Here is a 15694-nt window from a genome sequence, read left to right on the forward strand (position 1 = left end):
TCTATTTGTAATAAAACGGTTAATGAATACGAACAGATTTTATTTCTAAAACGGCGTTTGATGTTGGATTGTAGTTTACAAAATTGAATTTGCAAAGGTTATGGATATTTAAAACCTTTCCATCTGCAAGACCATCTTGCTTGAACTCTGTCCACAGAATTTTTATTGTCGTAAAGCTTTTTGCTGATATCGGAAGATCAACTCTTGGGTGTAAGCCGCCATGCATACATCCAGTGCCTTCTTCATTTCCTTCGCGAGCCTGAAGTTTTATTAATTCATTTGATTTATAGGTAATACTCACATATTTTGAGTTTTTAGATAAATTTGTGGGAACGCCGTCATTCGAGTCAGATTCAGAAATCATCACATTCAGCTCAATTGCACCTGCTGGATTTTCTTTTGCTGTAATCTTAATTAACCCCTTTTCTTTTCTCATTTTATTAATGGTTTCCTGTGTTTCTTTCGTTGGGCCTGCAATATACCATGTCGAAGTTTTTACAAGATCTAAGTTTGAGCTCGAAGAAACGGTTAATGAAGAAAAACTATACATGAACAGCAAGACTAAAGAAAAAAGAAAATAGTTCAGGATAATCGACGGTTTGTTTTTCATAAAAAAGAGAGGTTTCATCTTCAAAAATATAATTTTCTTTTTTATTATTTTGAAAGAGATACCTATTCTAAATAAAATTTTAAATTTGTAAGAAGTTGTTTCCGAAAACTTTACGAAATGAAAAAAGCAAAATCAATACTTGTTTTATTTTTCTTTTTTGAGATGTCGTTTTGTTACGCACAAAATGATTCCATTTCGAATAATCAAAAAGACATTTTGGATGTATTGTATAAGCTTTTCCATAAAAACGATTCTGTTCGAATAAAACCAGAAAAAAAAGTAGCATTTTCTTTGCTTCCAGTTCCTATAGATGCAAATAAAAGTGCTGGATTAGTAGTGTCATTTTTAACCACATTTTATTTGGGAGACAGCAAAACAACACGAATGTCTCAAATTACCTTTTCTCCTTATTTTAGTTTCACCAAACAATATGTTTTTCCTGTGCAGTCTTATATTTATACGGCAGATAATAAGTGGAACTTTATAGGAGATTACAGGTATATGATTTATCCGCAAGATACTTATGGTTTGGGAGGACATAATACCGAAGATAAAATGTCTACTTTGGATTATCAGCAATGGAGATTTTATCAATTTACAACCCGAAAAGTTATTGGTAATTTCAGAATGGGATTGGGCGTATTGTTTGATAATTATCAAAATATTTCTGAAGATTCCTACATAGATGAAGAAACAGATTACTCTAAATATATGAACGGTGATTTTACGGATGAAACTTCGTTAGGATTTGCTGTTCAAGGTTTGTATGATTCTAGAGAAAACAATGTAAATCCAGAACAAGGTTTGTATGTCGAAGCAGATTATAGAATGAATACAAGCGGAGTCGATGGTAAAAAATGGAATTCTATTTATTTTGATGCCCGAAAATATCATTCGTTTAATAAACACAAACATCGAGTTTTAGCGTATAGAGCCTTTTATTGGTCCACTTTTGGAGGAAAACCGCATTATCTTGACTTGCCAAGTATTGGTTGGGATCGAGACGGAAAAACGGGTCGTGGTTTTACCAGAAATAGATTTAGAAGCAATGCACTTATTTATTTTGAAACCGAATATCGTACCGATATTTCAAAAAATGGTTTTTGGGGCGCCGTCTTTTTTACCAATATTTCCTCAGTTTCAAAATTAGACACCTATCAGTTTAGTAAATGGAATCCCGCCGTTGGAACGGGATTACGTATTAAATGGAATAAACAGAATAATAGTAATTTGGTGCTGGATTTTGGAGTTAGCAAAAACGATTGGTCGCTGCGATTAGGTTTAACCGAAAATTTCTAACTTTCCCAAAAATCAAATTACTTAAAATTTCATGCAATTATCGGTTGTTATACTTAATTATAATGTGCGTTACTTTCTCGAACAATGCATTTTGAGTGTTCAAGAAGCACTTTTAACACTTGATGCCGAAATTATTGTAGTAGATAATAATTCATCTGACGATAGTTGTTTGATGATGAAAAATAAATTCCCTAATATTAAATTAATTCAGAATGATCGCAATTTTGGTTTTCCAAAAGGCAATAATATTGGAGTTCAATTTGCATCGGGAAAATACATTTGTATTTTAAATCCTGATACAGTCGTTGCAGAAGATACATTTACTAAAATTTTGGCTTTCGCCGAAGAAAAGCAAGATTTAGGAATAATAGGTTGTAAATTAATTGACGGTACCGGAAGTTTTCTGCCCGAAAGTAAACGAGGTATTCCAACTCCTTGGGTTGCTTTTACAAAGATTTTTGGTTTGTATAAAGTATTTCCAAAATCACGAATATTTAATCGTTACTATGCCCAGCATTTAAATAAAGATCAAAGCGGAAAAGTTGAGATTTTAGTGGGAGCTTTTATGTTTATGAAACGAGATCTTTACCTTGAACTAGGAGGATTTGATGAAAATTGTTTTATGTATGCAGATGATATTGACTTGTCTTATCGTGCACTTTTGAAGCAAAAATCAAATTATTATTTTCATGAAACGACTGTTTTGCACTATAAAGGAGAAAGTACAGTAAAGGACGAAAAATATATGCTGCGTTTTCAAGAAGCAATGAATTACTTTTATCAAAAGCATTTTAAGAAATCTTGGTTTTTTACATTTTTTATTCAAATAGGAAGTTTTGTTTTTTCATTTTTCAAAATGTTTCAAGCGAAAATAAAAGTAAAACCATCGCCGGAAAGTTTTATTTTTTATTCCTCAAATCAAAATTTGTCTGAAAAATTACCATCTATTTTAAAAAATAAAGTGCAGTTTTTAGATTTAAAAAAAGAAAAAATGGTAAATTCGTGCCAGGTTTTTAAGGGGAAAAACATTGAGATAATTTTGGATAATCAGTATGTTTCATTCAAAAAATGTATCAAAATCATAGAAACTCTTAAAGATAAGAACATTACTTTTAAGATTTTACCTAAAAATACAAATTTTATAATTGGAAGCAATTCGCGAAATGACATGGGTCAAATTGTGAAAATTGAGTAGAAAATTATATTAAATGTAATTTATATTTAAAATATTCAGTAATTTCGCAATCTGATAATCAAAATCACCCTTGAGGATAACAATATGGCAAGATTTGAATTAAAACTTCCAAAAATGGGAGAAAGTGTCGCTGAAGCAACCATTACAAACTGGTTGAAAGAAGTTGGAGACAGAATTGAAGCTGATGAAGCTGTACTAGAGATTGCAACTGATAAAGTTGACAGCGAAGTGCCAAGCGAAGTGTCGGGCGTTTTAGTTGAACAATTGTTTGGTAAAGACGATTTAGTTCAAGTAGGACAAACCATTGCTATTATTGAAACAGAAGGTGATGCTCCAGCTGTGCAAGCTGTTGAAGAAACTGCAGTTCCTGTAGAAGCAGTAGAAATTGAAAAAACAATAGAAACAGTTAAAGAGGCAGTTTCTGTACCGCAGGATTTTTCTGGATCAGATAAATTCTTTTCTCCTTTAGTGAAAAATATTGCAAAAGAAGAAGGTGTTTCTGTTGCTGAATTGAACAATATTGCAGGTTCAGGAAAAGATGGACGCGTAACAAAAGAAGATATTCTAAAGTTTATAGAAAATAGAAAATCAGGTGCTCCTGCTCCGCAAACTGTTGCTGCTGCGCCAAAAGCGGCAGAGTCAATAGTGCAAAAAAGCCAGCAGGCTGTTCCAGTTTCTGTTAATGGAGGTGACGAAATTATTGAAATGGACAGAATGCGTAAACTGATTTCAGGTTACATGACGGCTTCAGTTCAAACTTCGGCTCACGTACAATCATTTATTGAAGTTGACGTAACAAATATTGTAAAATGGAGAGATAAAGTGAAAACTGCTTTTGAGAAAAGAGAAGGCGAGAAGCTTACTTTTACTCCAATTATGATGGAAGCTGTTGCAAAAGCTTTAAAAGATTTTCCTGGAATGAATATTTCTGTTGATGGAGATTATATCATCAAAAAGAAAAATATTAATTTAGGAATGGCAGCCGCATTGCCAAACGGAAATCTAATTGTTCCTGTAATTAAAAATGCAGATCAATTAAATCTTGTTGGAATGGCAAAAGCCGTAAATGATTTAGGAAATCGTGCAAAAGCTGGAAAATTAAAACCAGATGATACACAAGGTGGAACTTATACAGTAACAAATGTTGGAACATTTGGAAGTGTTTTTGGAACTCCAATTATCAATCAGCCTCAAGTTGGTATTTTAGCTCTTGGTGCGATTCGTAAAGTGCCTGCAGTTATCGAAACACCAGAAGGTGATTTTATCGGAATCCGTCAAAAAATGTTCTTGTCTCACTCTTACGATCATAGAGTTGTTGACGGAGCTTTAGGAGGAAGTTTTGTGAAAAGAGTAGCAGAGTATTTAGAAGCTTTTGATGTAGATCGTGATTTTTAATCGATCGATATTTAGATACAAACCCGAAAATTAGTTTTTTCGGGTTTTTTGTTTGTAGGAAAATAAGAAGATACAATTAAGAAGAAATTGTTGTCTGATAAATTTTGATGTTAAAATGCAAAAAAGAGACTTATTTTGGGCAAAAAAATAAAAATTTGCAAAGGAAATTCCGCTTTAAAAATTACATTTGTAAACTTATAAAATTTAAAAATGGAATTAAAGCTTAACAAACCAATTTGTTTTTTTGATCTAGAAACTACTGGAATTGACATCGGTAAAGATCGGATTGTAGAAATTTCGATATTCAAAGTTTTTCCAAACGGAAATAAAGAAAGTAAAACATGGTTAGTTAATCCCACTATCCCAATTCCGCCGCAAACAACAGCTGTGCATGGTATAACTGATGAAAAAGTGGCAAACGAGCCTACTTTTACAGAGTTGGCACCACAGGTTTACAATATGATTAAGGATAGTGATTTAGGAGGTTTTAATTCAGATCGTTTTGATATTCCGTTATTGGCAGAAGAATTACTTCGTGCAGGAGTTGATTTTGATATGAAAAATAAAGTTTCTGTAGATGTGCAGACTATTTTTCATAAAATGGAAGAGCGTACATTAAGTGCTGCTTTGAAATTTTATTGCGGAAAAAGCCTTGAAAATGCCCATTCTGCAGAAGCAGATACAATGGCAACTTACGAAATTTTAAAAGCACAATTAGATCGTTATCCAGAATTAGAGAATGATATGAAATCATTGTCTGAATTTACAACTCGAAAAAAAATAGCTGACTTTGCTGGAATGATTGCTTTTGATAAAGACAATGAAGAGATTTTTACTTTCGGAAAACATAAAGGAGCAAAAGTAGAAAAAGTATTAGAATCAGAGCCGGGTTACTTCAGTTGGATTCAAAATGCAGACTTTCCTTTGTATACCAAAAAAGTTTTAACGGCAATTAAATTAAGAAAATTAAACACTAAATAAAGTATTCAGTGTTCAGTTTTTAGTGTTCAGTGTTTTTGAGTGCTAAGTTTTACTGAACACTAAAAACTGATTACTGAACACTTAAGAAAAATGAAGATAATCTGTATCGGTAGAAATTATACCAATCATATTGAGGAATTAAAAAACGAACGACCAGATGAACCTGTGGTTTTTATGAAGCCAGATTCGGCAGTTTTGTTGAAGCAGCATCCGTTTGTAATTCCAGAATTTTCTGAAGAAGTTCATCATGAATTAGAAGTAATCGTAAAGATTAATAAAGTAGGAAAATATATCGAACCAAAGTTTGCTAATAAATATTACGAAGAAATTAGTGTAGGTATTGATTTTACAGCCAGAGATTTACAAGATAAATTAAAAGCAAAAGGATTGCCGTGGGAAAAAGCAAAAGCTTTTGACGGTTCTGCTGTAATTGGTGATTTTTTGCCAAAAAGTGATTTTGTTTCATTAGAAAATCTTACGTTTGAACTCAAGAATAATAATGAAACTGTTCAAAAAGGAAATACAAGCTTTATGCTTTGGAAAATTGACGAATTGATTTCGTACGTATCGCAATTTTTTACGTTAAAAATTGGAGATATTATATTTACTGGGACGCCTGCGGGTGTTGCATCGGTTAAGCCTAATGATATTTTAGAGGGCTTTTTAGAAGATAAAAAATTATTTAGAATACAAGTAAAATAATGGCCTTAAAGTACAACCTTTCGAAAGTGTACGCGCTTTCAGATAACGATCCTGAATTTGTAAACGAAATTCTTAATTTATTTGTTACAGAAGTCCCTGAAGATTTAAAACAAATAAAAGAGGGAATTAAGAAAAAGGATCATAAATATGCCTATTCTTATGCTCATAAAATTAAACCTACATTAGATTTAATGGGGTTAAATGTTGCTTTTGAAGAGATTCTGCAAGTAGAAGCTTGGACAAAAGCTGAGGGGAAGAAAAAGGATATTATAGAGACTTTTAAAAGTATAAAAGTTCAGGTTAAAGATGCGATCAAAGAAATCAAGAAAGATTTTGATTTGTAAGATCTAAATGTTCTTAATTCTTGTTTTTTTTAAGAAAAGAATAAGAATTAAGGATTTCTTCTATTGTTGAGGTTGTTTTTCAATTTCTAAAAACTTCGTTTGCTCAACATCTGGTATTTGTTGTAAAAAGAATCCAGCTTTTATTTCCTTATAAATAAAGTAAAAACAGCAATCTACTTTCTAATAACAACTTGCATTACCGCAAGTGAAAATAATATTTGTATGAAGGCAGCCATTATAACTATTGGAGATGAAATTTTGATAGGTCAAATTATTGATACAAACTCTGGTTTTATTGCTAAATCACTTGATCGAATTGGTGTTGAAGTTGCAGAAATGATTTCGATTAGTGACGATAAAAAACACATTTTAGATACTTTTGAGCAATTGCAAAACAAAGTTGATGTTGTGATTGTAACTGGTGGTTTAGGGCCTACAAAAGATGATGTTACGAAGAAAACCTTTTGCGAATATTTTAACGACGAATTAGTTGTTAATCCAGAAGTTTTAGCGCATGTAACGCAGTTAATAGAAGGTTTTTATAAAAGACCAATTTCGCAATTAAACAAAGATCAAGCGCTCGTTCCGTCTACCTGTACAGTACTTCATAATCAAGTAGGTACTGCGCCGGGTATGTGGATGAAAAAAGAAAATACCGTATTTATTTCACTTCCCGGAGTTCCGTATGAGATGAAATATTTAGTCGAAGAAGAGATAATTCCGAAAATAGTCAAAGAATACAAGCGCCCTTATATCATTCATAAAACTATTTTGACCTATGGTCAAGGAGAGAGTTTAGTTGCAGAGCGTATAGAAACTTGGGAGAATAATCTGCCGGATTTTATAAAATTAGCGTATCTGCCAAATCCAGGCAGAGTGCGTTTGCGATTAACAGCCAGAGGAACGGATAAAGCCGAGTTAGAAAAAGCAATAGAAGAGAATGTAAAATCTTTAGATGCTATAATTCATGATATAATAGTTGGTTACGAAGAAAATGAAACGATAGAAACTGTAATTGCTAAGTTTCTTTCCAGACAAAATAAAACGATTTCAACAGCAGAAAGTTGTACCGGAGGAAGAATTGCTTCGTTGTTAACTTCGGTAGAAGGCTCTTCAAAATATTTTAAAGGAAGTATTGTTTCGTACGCAACAGAGGCTAAAGTCAATGTTCTTGGTGTTTCGCAGGATTTAGTAGATGAATTTACAGTGGTAAGTGCGCAGGTTGCATCAGCTATGGCTTTGAATGTGAAAGAAATACTGAAAACGGACTATGCAATTGCGACAACTGGTAACGCCGGACCCTCAAAAGGGGATTCAGATGCTGAAATTGGCACTGTTTTTATAGCTTTGGCTACCCCAACAGAGATAATTGTAGAAGAATTTAACTTTGGTCAACCACGTGAAAAAGTGATAGATAGAGCCACGATTAAGAGTTTGGAAATTTTACAGAAAGAAATTTTAAAAATTGTGCAATAATTTTTTGCTACAATGGTTTATTTTTCTTTTCTTTGCACCCTGATTTTGAATAACGATAAAAGATAAGTATAATGTCAAGAGTTTGTGACCTTACAGGTAAAAGAGCGATGGTAGGAAATAACGTTTCTCACGCTATGAACAAAACTAAGAGAAAGTTTTCTGTAAACTTAGTTAAAAAGCGTTTTTATCTTCCAGAAGAAGATAGATGGATTACTCTTAGAGTAGCAGCATCTACGATAAAAACAATTAATAAAAATGGAATCACTGCTGTTTTGAAAAAAGCGCAGTCAGAAGGATTTATCAAATAATCTTTTCCTAAATAAATATATAGCAAGATGGCAAAGAAAGGTAATAGAATCCAAGTAATTTTAGAATGTACTGAGCACAAGACTTCTGGTGTTCCAGGAACTTCTAGATACATTACAACTAAGAACAAAAAAATACTCCAGACAGATTAGAGATTAAAAAATTTAATCCAATCTTAAAAAGAGTAACTGTTCATAAAGAAATTAAGTAATAATTAGAGATTTATAAGTCTCAGTGGTTTGGCCATTTGAGTTTTATAAAACTTCAAATAACATTTGAATCATGGCAAAGAAAACCGTAGCATCGTTACAAACATCTTCTAAGAGATTATCAAAAGCCATCAAAATGGTGAAATCTCCTAAAACTGGTGCATATACATTCGTAGAATCTATTATGGCTCCTGAAGAAGTTGATAATTTCTTGAAAAAGAAATAATTACATTTACAATATATAGAAAAGCTACTTTCATTCGGAAGTAGCTTTTTTATTTTTTATATTTGTTTAAAAAATTGTAGAAACCATACAATTTGTGTTTTTTTAAACATTAATTCCCGCCATACTCTTTATCTTTACTTGTCTAAAGAAGACAAGTAAAGGATATCGTTCCTGTCGGGGTTAAATTAAAAGCAAAAGGCATTCTATAAGCATTAGGATTGTTTTTAAGCCCTAAGAAGCAGTCTACAACTAACAATAAATAAAAAATGAGTTTTTTTAAAAAATTATTCTCTACCGAAAAAAAAGAGACTTTAGATAAAGGTCTTGAAAAAACAAAAACTACTTTTTTCTCTAAGTTAAGCAAAGCTGTTGCTGGAAAATCTAAAGTTGATGATGACGTTTTAGATAATCTTGAAGAAGTTTTGGTTGCTTCAGACGTTGGTGTAAATACAACGTTGAAAATCATTGAAAGAATTGAAAAACGCGTTGCCGAAGATAAATATTTAGGTACAGCCGAATTAAATCAAATTCTTCGTGATGAAATAGGTGGTTTGTTATCTGAGACCAATACAGGCGAAGGAACAGAGTTTGATATTCCAAAAAACAAAAAGCCATATGTTTTAATGGTGGTTGGAGTAAATGGTGTTGGGAAAACAACTACAATTGGTAAGCTGGCTTATCAGTTTAAAAAAGCGGGTTATAAAGTAGTTTTAGGTGCTGCAGATACATTTCGTGCCGCTGCAATAGACCAATTGCAGGTTTGGGCTGATCGTGTTGATGTGCCAATCGTAAGACAAAATATGGGAAGCGATCCTGCTTCTGTAGCTTTTGATACTTTACAATCTGCGGTAGCTCAAAATGCTGATGTTGTAATTATTGATACCGCTGGACGTTTACACAATAAAGTTAATTTGATGAATGAGCTTTCTAAAGTGAAACGTGTTATGCAGAAAGTGGTTGAAGATGCTCCACACGATGTGCTTTTAGTTTTAGATGGTTCAACAGGTCAAAACGCTTTTGAGCAAGCTAAGCAATTTACGGCAGCAACAGAAGTAACATCATTGGCAGTAACAAAATTAGATGGAACTGCAAAAGGCGGTGTTGTGATTGGTATTTCAGACCAATTTCAAATTCCTGTAAAATATATTGGTGTTGGCGAAGGAATTGAAGATTTACAAGTCTTTAATAAATATGAATTCGTTGACAGTTTCTTTAAATAAAATAATAATGAGTTTTTCTTCTTTAAAAAATATATCGGCAGTTGTGTTTTATTTTGCAAGTGTGGTGTGTTTTGTTTTAGCAAATGTTTTAAGAGACAGCAGTCTTTCTTTTTATTATGTTCTGCTTGTTCTTGGAATAGGATTCTTTTTTATGGGAGTTCTTAAAAGGCTTCGTACTAAAAATTAAGTAATTTATTAATTCTTAAAAATGTAAGATTTCGTTAAATTATAAAAGACGGCTTTTTGGCTGTATCTATAGTTTAATGGTAATCTTATTTTTGTTTTTTATTAATTTTACTTTTTACTTCTTTTGAATTATATAAGTTTAACTTTGTAGTTCACTAAATTTCTTTTTGAAAATGGGAGTCCTAGCCCTGATGGGAGCGGCATCCTTTTTCTGGCTTCTTTAGGCAGGAAAAGATACAGCGGACAGCAGGAATAAGCTCCAAATTAATATTATAAATTATTATGAAAAACACTTTTATGGTTTTGGTTTTGTCGCTTTTGTTTATAAGCTGTAAACAAGAAATAAAACCCGCAGATATTGAAAAACTTAATGGTTACTGGGAAATTGAAAAGGTGGTTTTTGATAAAGGTGAAGAAAAAGCATACGGAATGAATGAGAACTTTGATTATTTTCAAATAAAAGGGAATAAAGGTACTCGTACGAAAGTTATGGCGCAGTTAGATGGTACTTTTTTAACTACAAATACTTTTGAAAATGTTGTTGTAAGATTTACAGATAAAGGAACTTTTTTGGATTATAAGACGGACTATGCCAAATGGAGCGAGGAGTTGATCTCTGTTTCAGATGAAACTTTTGTTGTAAAGAACGATCAAAATAAAGAATATCATTATAAAAAAGCAGGACCAGTTAATATTTTAGAAAATGGCAAAAAGACTAAATAATCAAAGTACAATTGGCGATGTTTTACAGCAAATTATTCAGGTGAATAAATTGCAGCCTGGAATGGATCAAATTGATGTAAAAGAGGCATGGAGACAGTTGATGGGAAATGGAGTGAACACATACACCAGAAATGTTGTTTTAAAAGGAAGTACGCTTTATGTTGAACTTGCGTCGGCCGTTTTAAGGGAAGAGTTAAGTCATGGAAAATCTAAAATCGTTAAGATGATTAATGAAGAATTGGGTCGTGAGGTTGTTAAAGACGTCGTTTTAAGATAATCTCATTTGAAATTTAAGATAGGTAAATTATGATAATCATAAAATCGAAGTTTAAAATTTTCCCGATTGTTTTAATCTCATATTTGAGTGCTTTGCCTTTTTTGGCTATTTATTTATGTTTTATATCGCTAAAGGAAAATATAATATTAGCCATTTTGTTTTTATTGTTTGTTGTTGTTTTCTGGTTAACTATATTGAAAACTCGTGCAAACAGCATAACAATGTATGAAGATAGTATACTAGTGAAACGTTACTTTGGATTAGGAAAATCGATAGTATATAAATACGCTGAATTAGATGGTTTTGCTACTATGTTCGAGACTGGAAAAGGCAGTGTTTATGAGTCTATTTTTATTCTTGAAGAAGGAAAAAGAGTAGGTTGTATTTCTAGTTTTTATCATAGCAATTTCGATGCTTTAAAGTTAAACCTGAAAAGTAATTTAGTCGATTTAGTGGAAATGGAAAATACTTTAAAAAGAGAGAACGCTTAATTGTTTACATAGATTAATAAAATAGAAAAGCCGTTTCAAATTTGAAACGGCTTTTTATTATGTGCAAAGTTCAGTAATTATTAATACTGAACTCTAAAATCATAAATTAGAATTGCTCTCTTCCAGCAAAGTGGAATGCGCCTTCGATTGCAGCATTTTCGTCGCTGTCAGAACCGTGAACTGCATTTTCTCCAATTGAAGTAGCATATGCTTTACGGATAGTTCCTTCAGCAGCTTCAGCAGGATTTGTAGCTCCAATTAAAGTTCTGAAATCTTCTACTGCGTTTTCTTTTTCTAAAATTGCAGCAACAATTGGTCCGCGTGACATAAATTCAACTAATTCTCCGTAGAAAGGTCTTTCTGCGTGAACTGCGTAAAATGCTTGAGCATCAGCTACAGTTAATTGAGTTAATTTTAATGAAACGATTTTAAAACCACCGTTAGTGATCATTGCTAAGATATTCCCGATGTGTCCGTTTGCAACAGCATCTGGCTTAATCATTGTAAAAGTTCTATTTGTTGCCATTTTTTATTTTATTAAATTTTGTGCAAAAGTATACTTTTTTTATGAATTGATTTTAATTAATTCGTAATTAAAACACGTTAGAATGATGTTTCGGTGAATAAAAGCTTTTTTAAACCATATAAGTAATGTAAGTTCATTTAAATCTGTGTGGGAAACAGCTTAAGAAGTTTTGCCATTTTCTAAAATGAATTTACATTACTTATATGGTGAAACATTTTTATACTTTGAATATTAATTTGTTTCTGTAGAATATCCATAGAATAAACGTCCAAATACAAACATAGGTCAGTGCGCCAGCCAGCGAAGCAGTCATTGGATTGTTGAAAAATGGTGCAATCCCGAAACTATATAAGTAATTTAATAAGTTGATTTTCTCTGAGGTATTATGCGGATTCTGAAATTCGATCATTATTAAAGCCTGCGGAATAATTTGCGAAGTAAAGAAAACAATCATTGGATTTACGCCCCAAATTAAAAAAGGTTTGAAGCCTTTTTTGTAATTGCTAATATCAATTATATAGTATAAAATCGTTAGAAACACTGTAGCTAATCCTGTAGTGTACAAAACATAACTGCTTGTCCAAAGTGATTTATTTATTGGAAAAACGATGTCCCAGATTAAACCAAAAAAGATAAGTATCGTACCTATGATGCCCATTTTTTGCGCTTTTTGTATTTTGATCGCATTTGCTTGTAAAACCTGTCCAATTAATAAACCGATAATTCCGTTTACGATTGATGGAATTGTACTTAAGATTCCTTCAGGATCCCAAGTTATGGTGCCGCGATACATATGTCCTTTTAGTAAAACACTGTCAACCCAAGAAGCTAGATTTGTTCCTTTTTCAAGGTTAGCTTCACCAATTCCGGGTACAGGAATTAAGGTCATAATTGCCCAATAGCCAAATAGTAAAAGTATTCCAGTTATGATTTGTGTTCTTTGAGATGTTTTTAAGTACAAAAGAGAAACGACAAAATAAACGATCGCAATTCTTTGTAAAACTCCTGGAAGTCTTACGCTGCTATAAGCTTCAATACCGCTGTAAGCTAGAAATAGATAAATAAAGAGAATTGAAAAGGCTAGTATGTTTTTGACTTTGGAACTGAAACTTCGCATTAAAGCATAACCTACAGCAATTGTAATGGCTAATCGGCCAATTAAAAGTGGGATTCCTTCGAGCCCAAATAACTGAATTTTTCCAAAAAAGTTAAAGAAAATCCCTAAACAAAGCATTCGTAAAGAGCGAACTAGGATTTTATTAAAAGTGGAACCGTCATAAAATTTATCCGGCATTGCTAATGGGACCGCAACACCCATTATGAAGATGAAAAACGGAAATACTAAATCAGTAGGCGTGCATCCGTTCCAATCGGCATGTAATAATGGCGGATAAACATTGCCCCAATCGCCGGGGTTGTTTACAATTGTCATCAATAAAATAGTGAGTCCTCTAAAGACATCTAACGAAATCAAGCGCTCTCTGGTCATAGTTTTTGGTAAATAGGTTAATTTTTGTTTTTATAAAATTTTTCTATTTGGTTTAGAGAGGCAATAATTTCGAGAAGAAGGTGGTTATTTGGTTCTCAGAATTATTCCTTGTATTGTTTTTTAGTCACGGATTGCTCGAATTTGTCTAATTACTTTTTGCTTTTTTACAACTAGAAATTAGTTTGAATTAGCACAATTCGCGGTTGACTTTTTTATATTGTTATAATGTTAAAATTCATTTCTAATGGTTTCAAGTTCTCCAATAAAAGCGGTACTAATTCTTCGCCTTTTTCTAAATAAAACTCAGAAAAATTGGTTTGGCGTTCTTGTAAACTATTATTTGGAAATAATTCGCATTGTAAATCAATAACACGTTGTAATTGATTGTATAATTTTCGTTTTTGCGCTTTTAATAAACGTTTTTCTAAATTTTCAAGACCTTTTGTCTGTTTTATTTCCTGTGCTTTAACAGCTCCCGAAAATGATTTGTCAGTTTGATCTGCCAGTTCGTAAAGATATTGAAATTGTGTTTTCAAAATATCTTTTTGCGGCGTCAAATCAATAGGAAATGTCGAAATTTTATGTGTGATTGTGTTGACTAAATTCTCTTGTTTGGTAAATAAATCTTTCCAGCTTAAATGCAGCTGATCTGCTTTTTTAGCTTGTTTTTCAGTTGCTAGAAGAACGGAATTACGAACTAAAAGCATTGGGAATGTAATATTTACAGTGTCAAAAAAAGATTTCAATTCAAGCCAATAGGCAATTTCTCCGCCTCCGCCAATATAGCATAAATTGGGTAAAATGATTTCCTGATAAAGCGGACGCATTATCACATTTGGGCTGAACTTTTCGGGATTACTTTCTAAAAGGTTGAAAATTTCTTCTTTTGAAAACGTGATTTTTGTATTATTTACAACGTACTTGTCATTTTCAAAAATGATTCTTTCGCGTAAGTGATCTTCAATATAAAATAAATTAATCTCGCGCGGATTTACCTGAATTGTATATGCTGCAAGCTGTTCAATTGTTTTTTGAACGGCTGTGTATGAAGTTTGTTTTTCTAGTTCTTCTTTTACATACGGAATAAAGGCACGTTTTAAGTGTGCATCATCAGCATCTAAGATTACTAAACCATAGTCTGCAAATAAGCTGTTCGCTAAAAATCGAGTTGCATCGGCTAGATTATCGTGTTTTAAATAAGCATCAGCGAAGAGCTTTTTTAATACATTGGCATTTGTACTTGAGCCTAATTCTAAAGCGTAAATTTCAAAAAACTCTGCCAGACCTTCAGTCGAAAGTCTTCCAACTGGACCATTACTTTCTTTGTTCCATCTGAATTTTTTTCCTTTAAAATTAAAATAGTTAATTTCTTCAAAATCATGATCTTCTGTTGCCATCCAGTAAATCGGAACAAAATTTTGTGATGGGTATTTCGCTTTTAATTCTTCAGTAAGATTAATGGTCGAAATAATTTTATATAAAAAATACAATGGACCGCTAAATAAGTTTAGTTGATGTCCAGTTGTAATTGTAAAGGTATTTTCGAGTGCAAGAAGTTCAATGTTCTGTTTAGTAGAATTCGAAACTTCTATGTTTTGATATTGCTTTTTTAAAGTCTCTACTAAAGGAATTCGATTGTTATTGTCAAAGTTGGCTGTTTTTTCAGTGATTTGTTTCTGAAAATTTTCTAAAGTAGGAAAATGATTGTACAGCGGCTTTAATTCTGATTTTTGATCTAAATAATCTTGTATTAATTTAGAAAAATATTCTGAAGTTTGGTAGCTGATACAGTCTGTAGGCATAATTTGAAATTTATTTTTGACAGCTGTAAATTTAATGAAAATATACAGTCAAAATTGGTTTTAACGATTGCTTAAGAATTGATTTTTAAATTTTAAGATAAATGTCTTAAAATCAGTTTTTTAATTAAGTTTTTTAAGGGGTTGTAAAAATACAAAAACGCATTAAATTTGTTAATAATGTGTAAATGGTTTAAAACTAATTTATGTATCATTGAATTATTAGAGGTGAAAACCTAT

18 protein-coding genes and 1 pseudogene are annotated in these 15694 nt (G+C 32.0%); 15 read left to right on the plus strand and 4 right to left on the minus strand.

The features are described 5' to 3' along the window. Positions 1 to 19 precede the first annotated feature (19 nt). On the minus strand, positions 20 to 610 hold the full coding sequence (locus tag BOW55_RS03205; protein WP_129022948.1) for a hypothetical protein: 591 nt from the start codon (positions 608 to 610) through the stop codon (positions 20 to 22). 117 nt (positions 611 to 727) lie between these two features. Here BOW55_RS03205 and BOW55_RS03210 point away from each other — a divergent pair, with 117 nt between their 5' ends. The 15 genes and pseudogenes from BOW55_RS03210 to BOW55_RS03280 all read left to right on the plus strand — a co-directional run bounded on the left by BOW55_RS03210 (position 728) and on the right by BOW55_RS03280 (position 11640). Next, on the plus strand, positions 728 to 1909 hold the full coding sequence (locus tag BOW55_RS03210; RefSeq protein WP_241686457.1) for a hypothetical protein: 1182 nt from the start codon (positions 728 to 730) through the stop codon (positions 1907 to 1909). 31 nt (positions 1910 to 1940) lie between these two features. Continuing rightward, positions 1941 to 3104, plus strand: a complete 1164-nt coding sequence (locus BOW55_RS03215; protein ID WP_129022949.1) for a glycosyltransferase family 2 protein — start codon at positions 1941 to 1943, stop codon at positions 3102 to 3104. A gap of 84 nt (positions 3105 to 3188) precedes the next feature. Then, positions 3189 to 4499 carry a dihydrolipoamide acetyltransferase family protein gene (locus BOW55_RS03220; protein WP_129022950.1) on the plus strand — a complete coding sequence of 437 codons (1311 nt, stop codon included), beginning with the start codon at positions 3189 to 3191 and terminating at the stop codon, positions 4497 to 4499. A 210-nt stretch (positions 4500 to 4709) separates the two neighbouring features. Continuing rightward, positions 4710 to 5480 (plus strand): 3'-5' exonuclease, encoded by a 771-nt coding sequence (locus BOW55_RS03225; RefSeq protein ID WP_089052928.1) that lies wholly within the window; start codon positions 4710 to 4712, stop codon positions 5478 to 5480. 90 nt (positions 5481 to 5570) lie between these two features. Beyond that, positions 5571 to 6182 carry a fumarylacetoacetate hydrolase family protein gene (locus tag BOW55_RS03230; protein ID WP_089056246.1) on the plus strand — a complete coding sequence of 204 codons (612 nt, stop codon included), beginning with the start codon at positions 5571 to 5573 and terminating at the stop codon, positions 6180 to 6182. Further along, positions 6182 to 6526, plus strand: coding sequence for an Hpt domain-containing protein (locus BOW55_RS03235; protein ID WP_089052930.1), 345 nt, complete (start codon positions 6182 to 6184; stop codon positions 6524 to 6526). The genes BOW55_RS03230 and BOW55_RS03235 overlap by 1 nt, the downstream gene beginning before the upstream one ends. A 222-nt stretch (positions 6527 to 6748) precedes the next feature. Next, positions 6749 to 8002 carry a CinA family nicotinamide mononucleotide deamidase-related protein gene (locus tag BOW55_RS03240; RefSeq protein ID WP_129022951.1) on the plus strand — a complete coding sequence of 418 codons (1254 nt, stop codon included), beginning with the start codon at positions 6749 to 6751 and terminating at the stop codon, positions 8000 to 8002. 71 nt (positions 8003 to 8073) lie between these two features. Then, a complete protein-coding gene (rpmB, locus tag BOW55_RS03245; protein WP_008468080.1) occupies positions 8074 to 8310 on the plus strand; it encodes a 50S ribosomal protein L28 in 237 nt (78 codons plus the stop codon). 27 nt (positions 8311 to 8337) lie between these two features. Then, a pseudogene (gene rpmG / locus BOW55_RS03250) lies at positions 8338 to 8519 on the plus strand (50S ribosomal protein L33). A 71-nt stretch (positions 8520 to 8590) separates the two neighbouring features. Then, positions 8591 to 8743, plus strand: coding sequence for a DUF4295 domain-containing protein (locus tag BOW55_RS03255; RefSeq protein ID WP_071634818.1), 153 nt, complete (start codon positions 8591 to 8593; stop codon positions 8741 to 8743). 266 nt (positions 8744 to 9009) lie between these two features. Continuing rightward, positions 9010 to 9963 (plus strand): signal recognition particle-docking protein FtsY, encoded by a 954-nt coding sequence (gene ftsY / locus BOW55_RS03260; protein ID WP_129022952.1) that lies wholly within the window; start codon positions 9010 to 9012, stop codon positions 9961 to 9963. A 7-nt stretch (positions 9964 to 9970) separates the two neighbouring features. Next, complete coding sequence (locus BOW55_RS03265; protein ID WP_089056290.1) at positions 9971 to 10150, plus strand: hypothetical protein; 180 nt, start codon at positions 9971 to 9973, stop codon at positions 10148 to 10150. Between the two features lie 281 nt (positions 10151 to 10431). Further along, positions 10432 to 10872, plus strand: coding sequence for a hypothetical protein (locus tag BOW55_RS03270; RefSeq protein ID WP_129022953.1), 441 nt, complete (start codon positions 10432 to 10434; stop codon positions 10870 to 10872). After that, entirely contained in the window at positions 10853 to 11149 is a 297-nt protein-coding gene (locus BOW55_RS03275; protein ID WP_089052934.1) for a DUF721 domain-containing protein, read from the plus strand. The genes BOW55_RS03270 and BOW55_RS03275 overlap by 20 nt, the downstream gene beginning before the upstream one ends. Before the next feature lie 221 nt (positions 11150 to 11370). After that, entirely contained in the window at positions 11371 to 11640 is a 270-nt protein-coding gene (locus tag BOW55_RS03280; protein WP_129022954.1) for a hypothetical protein, read from the plus strand. A gap of 106 nt (positions 11641 to 11746) precedes the next feature. Here BOW55_RS03280 and BOW55_RS03285 read toward each other — a convergent pair whose 3' ends face one another. From BOW55_RS03285 to bshC, 3 genes are all read right to left on the minus strand, one after another. Continuing rightward, the gene (locus tag BOW55_RS03285) at positions 11747 to 12166 is read right to left on the minus strand and encodes a nucleoside-diphosphate kinase (RefSeq protein ID WP_129022955.1); all 420 of its coding nucleotides are present in this window, start codon (positions 12164 to 12166) and stop codon (positions 11747 to 11749) included. A 217-nt stretch (positions 12167 to 12383) separates the two neighbouring features. Next, the gene (locus tag BOW55_RS03290; RefSeq protein WP_129022956.1) at positions 12384 to 13655 is read right to left on the minus strand and encodes an acyltransferase family protein; all 1272 of its coding nucleotides are present in this window, start codon (positions 13653 to 13655) and stop codon (positions 12384 to 12386) included. A 212-nt stretch (positions 13656 to 13867) separates the two neighbouring features. Next, positions 13868 to 15457, minus strand: coding sequence for a bacillithiol biosynthesis cysteine-adding enzyme BshC (gene bshC, locus BOW55_RS03295; protein WP_129022957.1), 1590 nt, complete (start codon positions 15455 to 15457; stop codon positions 13868 to 13870). Between the last annotated feature and the right edge of the window lie 237 nt (positions 15458 to 15694).

The organism is Flavobacterium sp. YO12 (genome assembly GCF_004119495.1).
Taxonomy (GTDB): Bacteria; Bacteroidota; Bacteroidia; order Flavobacteriales; family Flavobacteriaceae; genus Flavobacterium.

Bases quoted from the DNA above. Each gene is read 5' to 3' on its own strand.
- BOW55_RS03225 (WP_089052928.1), top strand. From the start codon at position 4,710: ATGGAATTAAAGCTTAACAAACCAATTTGTTTTTTTGATCTAGAAACT.
- BOW55_RS03280 (WP_129022954.1), top strand. From the start codon at position 11,371: ATGTATGAAGATAGTATACTAGTGAAACGTTACTTTGGATTAGGAAAA.
- BOW55_RS03230 (WP_089056246.1), top strand. From the start codon at position 5,571: ATGAAGATAATCTGTATCGGTAGAAATTATACCAATCATATTGAGGAA.
- BOW55_RS03210 (WP_241686457.1), top strand. From the start codon at position 728: ATGAAAAAAGCAAAATCAATACTTGTTTTATTTTTCTTTTTTGAGATG.
- BOW55_RS03255 (WP_071634818.1), top strand. From the start codon at position 8,591: ATGGCAAAGAAAACCGTAGCATCGTTACAAACATCTTCTAAGAGATTA.
- BOW55_RS03275 (WP_089052934.1), top strand. From the start codon at position 10,853: ATGGCAAAAAGACTAAATAATCAAAGTACAATTGGCGATGTTTTACAG.
- BOW55_RS03285 (WP_129022955.1), bottom strand. From the start codon at position 12,166: ATGGCAACAAATAGAACTTTTACAATGATTAAGCCAGATGCTGTTGCA.
- bshC (WP_129022957.1), bottom strand. From the start codon at position 15,457: ATGCCTACAGACTGTATCAGCTACCAAACTTCAGAATATTTTTCTAAA.
- BOW55_RS03265 (WP_089056290.1), top strand. From the start codon at position 9,971: ATGAGTTTTTCTTCTTTAAAAAATATATCGGCAGTTGTGTTTTATTTT.
- rpmB (WP_008468080.1), top strand. From the start codon at position 8,074: ATGTCAAGAGTTTGTGACCTTACAGGTAAAAGAGCGATGGTAGGAAAT.
- BOW55_RS03270 (WP_129022953.1), top strand. From the start codon at position 10,432: ATGAAAAACACTTTTATGGTTTTGGTTTTGTCGCTTTTGTTTATAAGC.
- ftsY (WP_129022952.1), top strand. From the start codon at position 9,010: ATGAGTTTTTTTAAAAAATTATTCTCTACCGAAAAAAAAGAGACTTTA.
- BOW55_RS03215 (WP_129022949.1), top strand. From the start codon at position 1,941: ATGCAATTATCGGTTGTTATACTTAATTATAATGTGCGTTACTTTCTC.
- BOW55_RS03205 (WP_129022948.1), bottom strand. From the start codon at position 610: ATGAAAAACAAACCGTCGATTATCCTGAACTATTTTCTTTTTTCTTTA.
- BOW55_RS03220 (WP_129022950.1), top strand. From the start codon at position 3,189: ATGGCAAGATTTGAATTAAAACTTCCAAAAATGGGAGAAAGTGTCGCT.
- BOW55_RS03235 (WP_089052930.1), top strand. From the start codon at position 6,182: ATGGCCTTAAAGTACAACCTTTCGAAAGTGTACGCGCTTTCAGATAAC.
- BOW55_RS03290 (WP_129022956.1), bottom strand. From the start codon at position 13,655: ATGACCAGAGAGCGCTTGATTTCGTTAGATGTCTTTAGAGGACTCACT.
- BOW55_RS03240 (WP_129022951.1), top strand. From the start codon at position 6,749: ATGAAGGCAGCCATTATAACTATTGGAGATGAAATTTTGATAGGTCAA.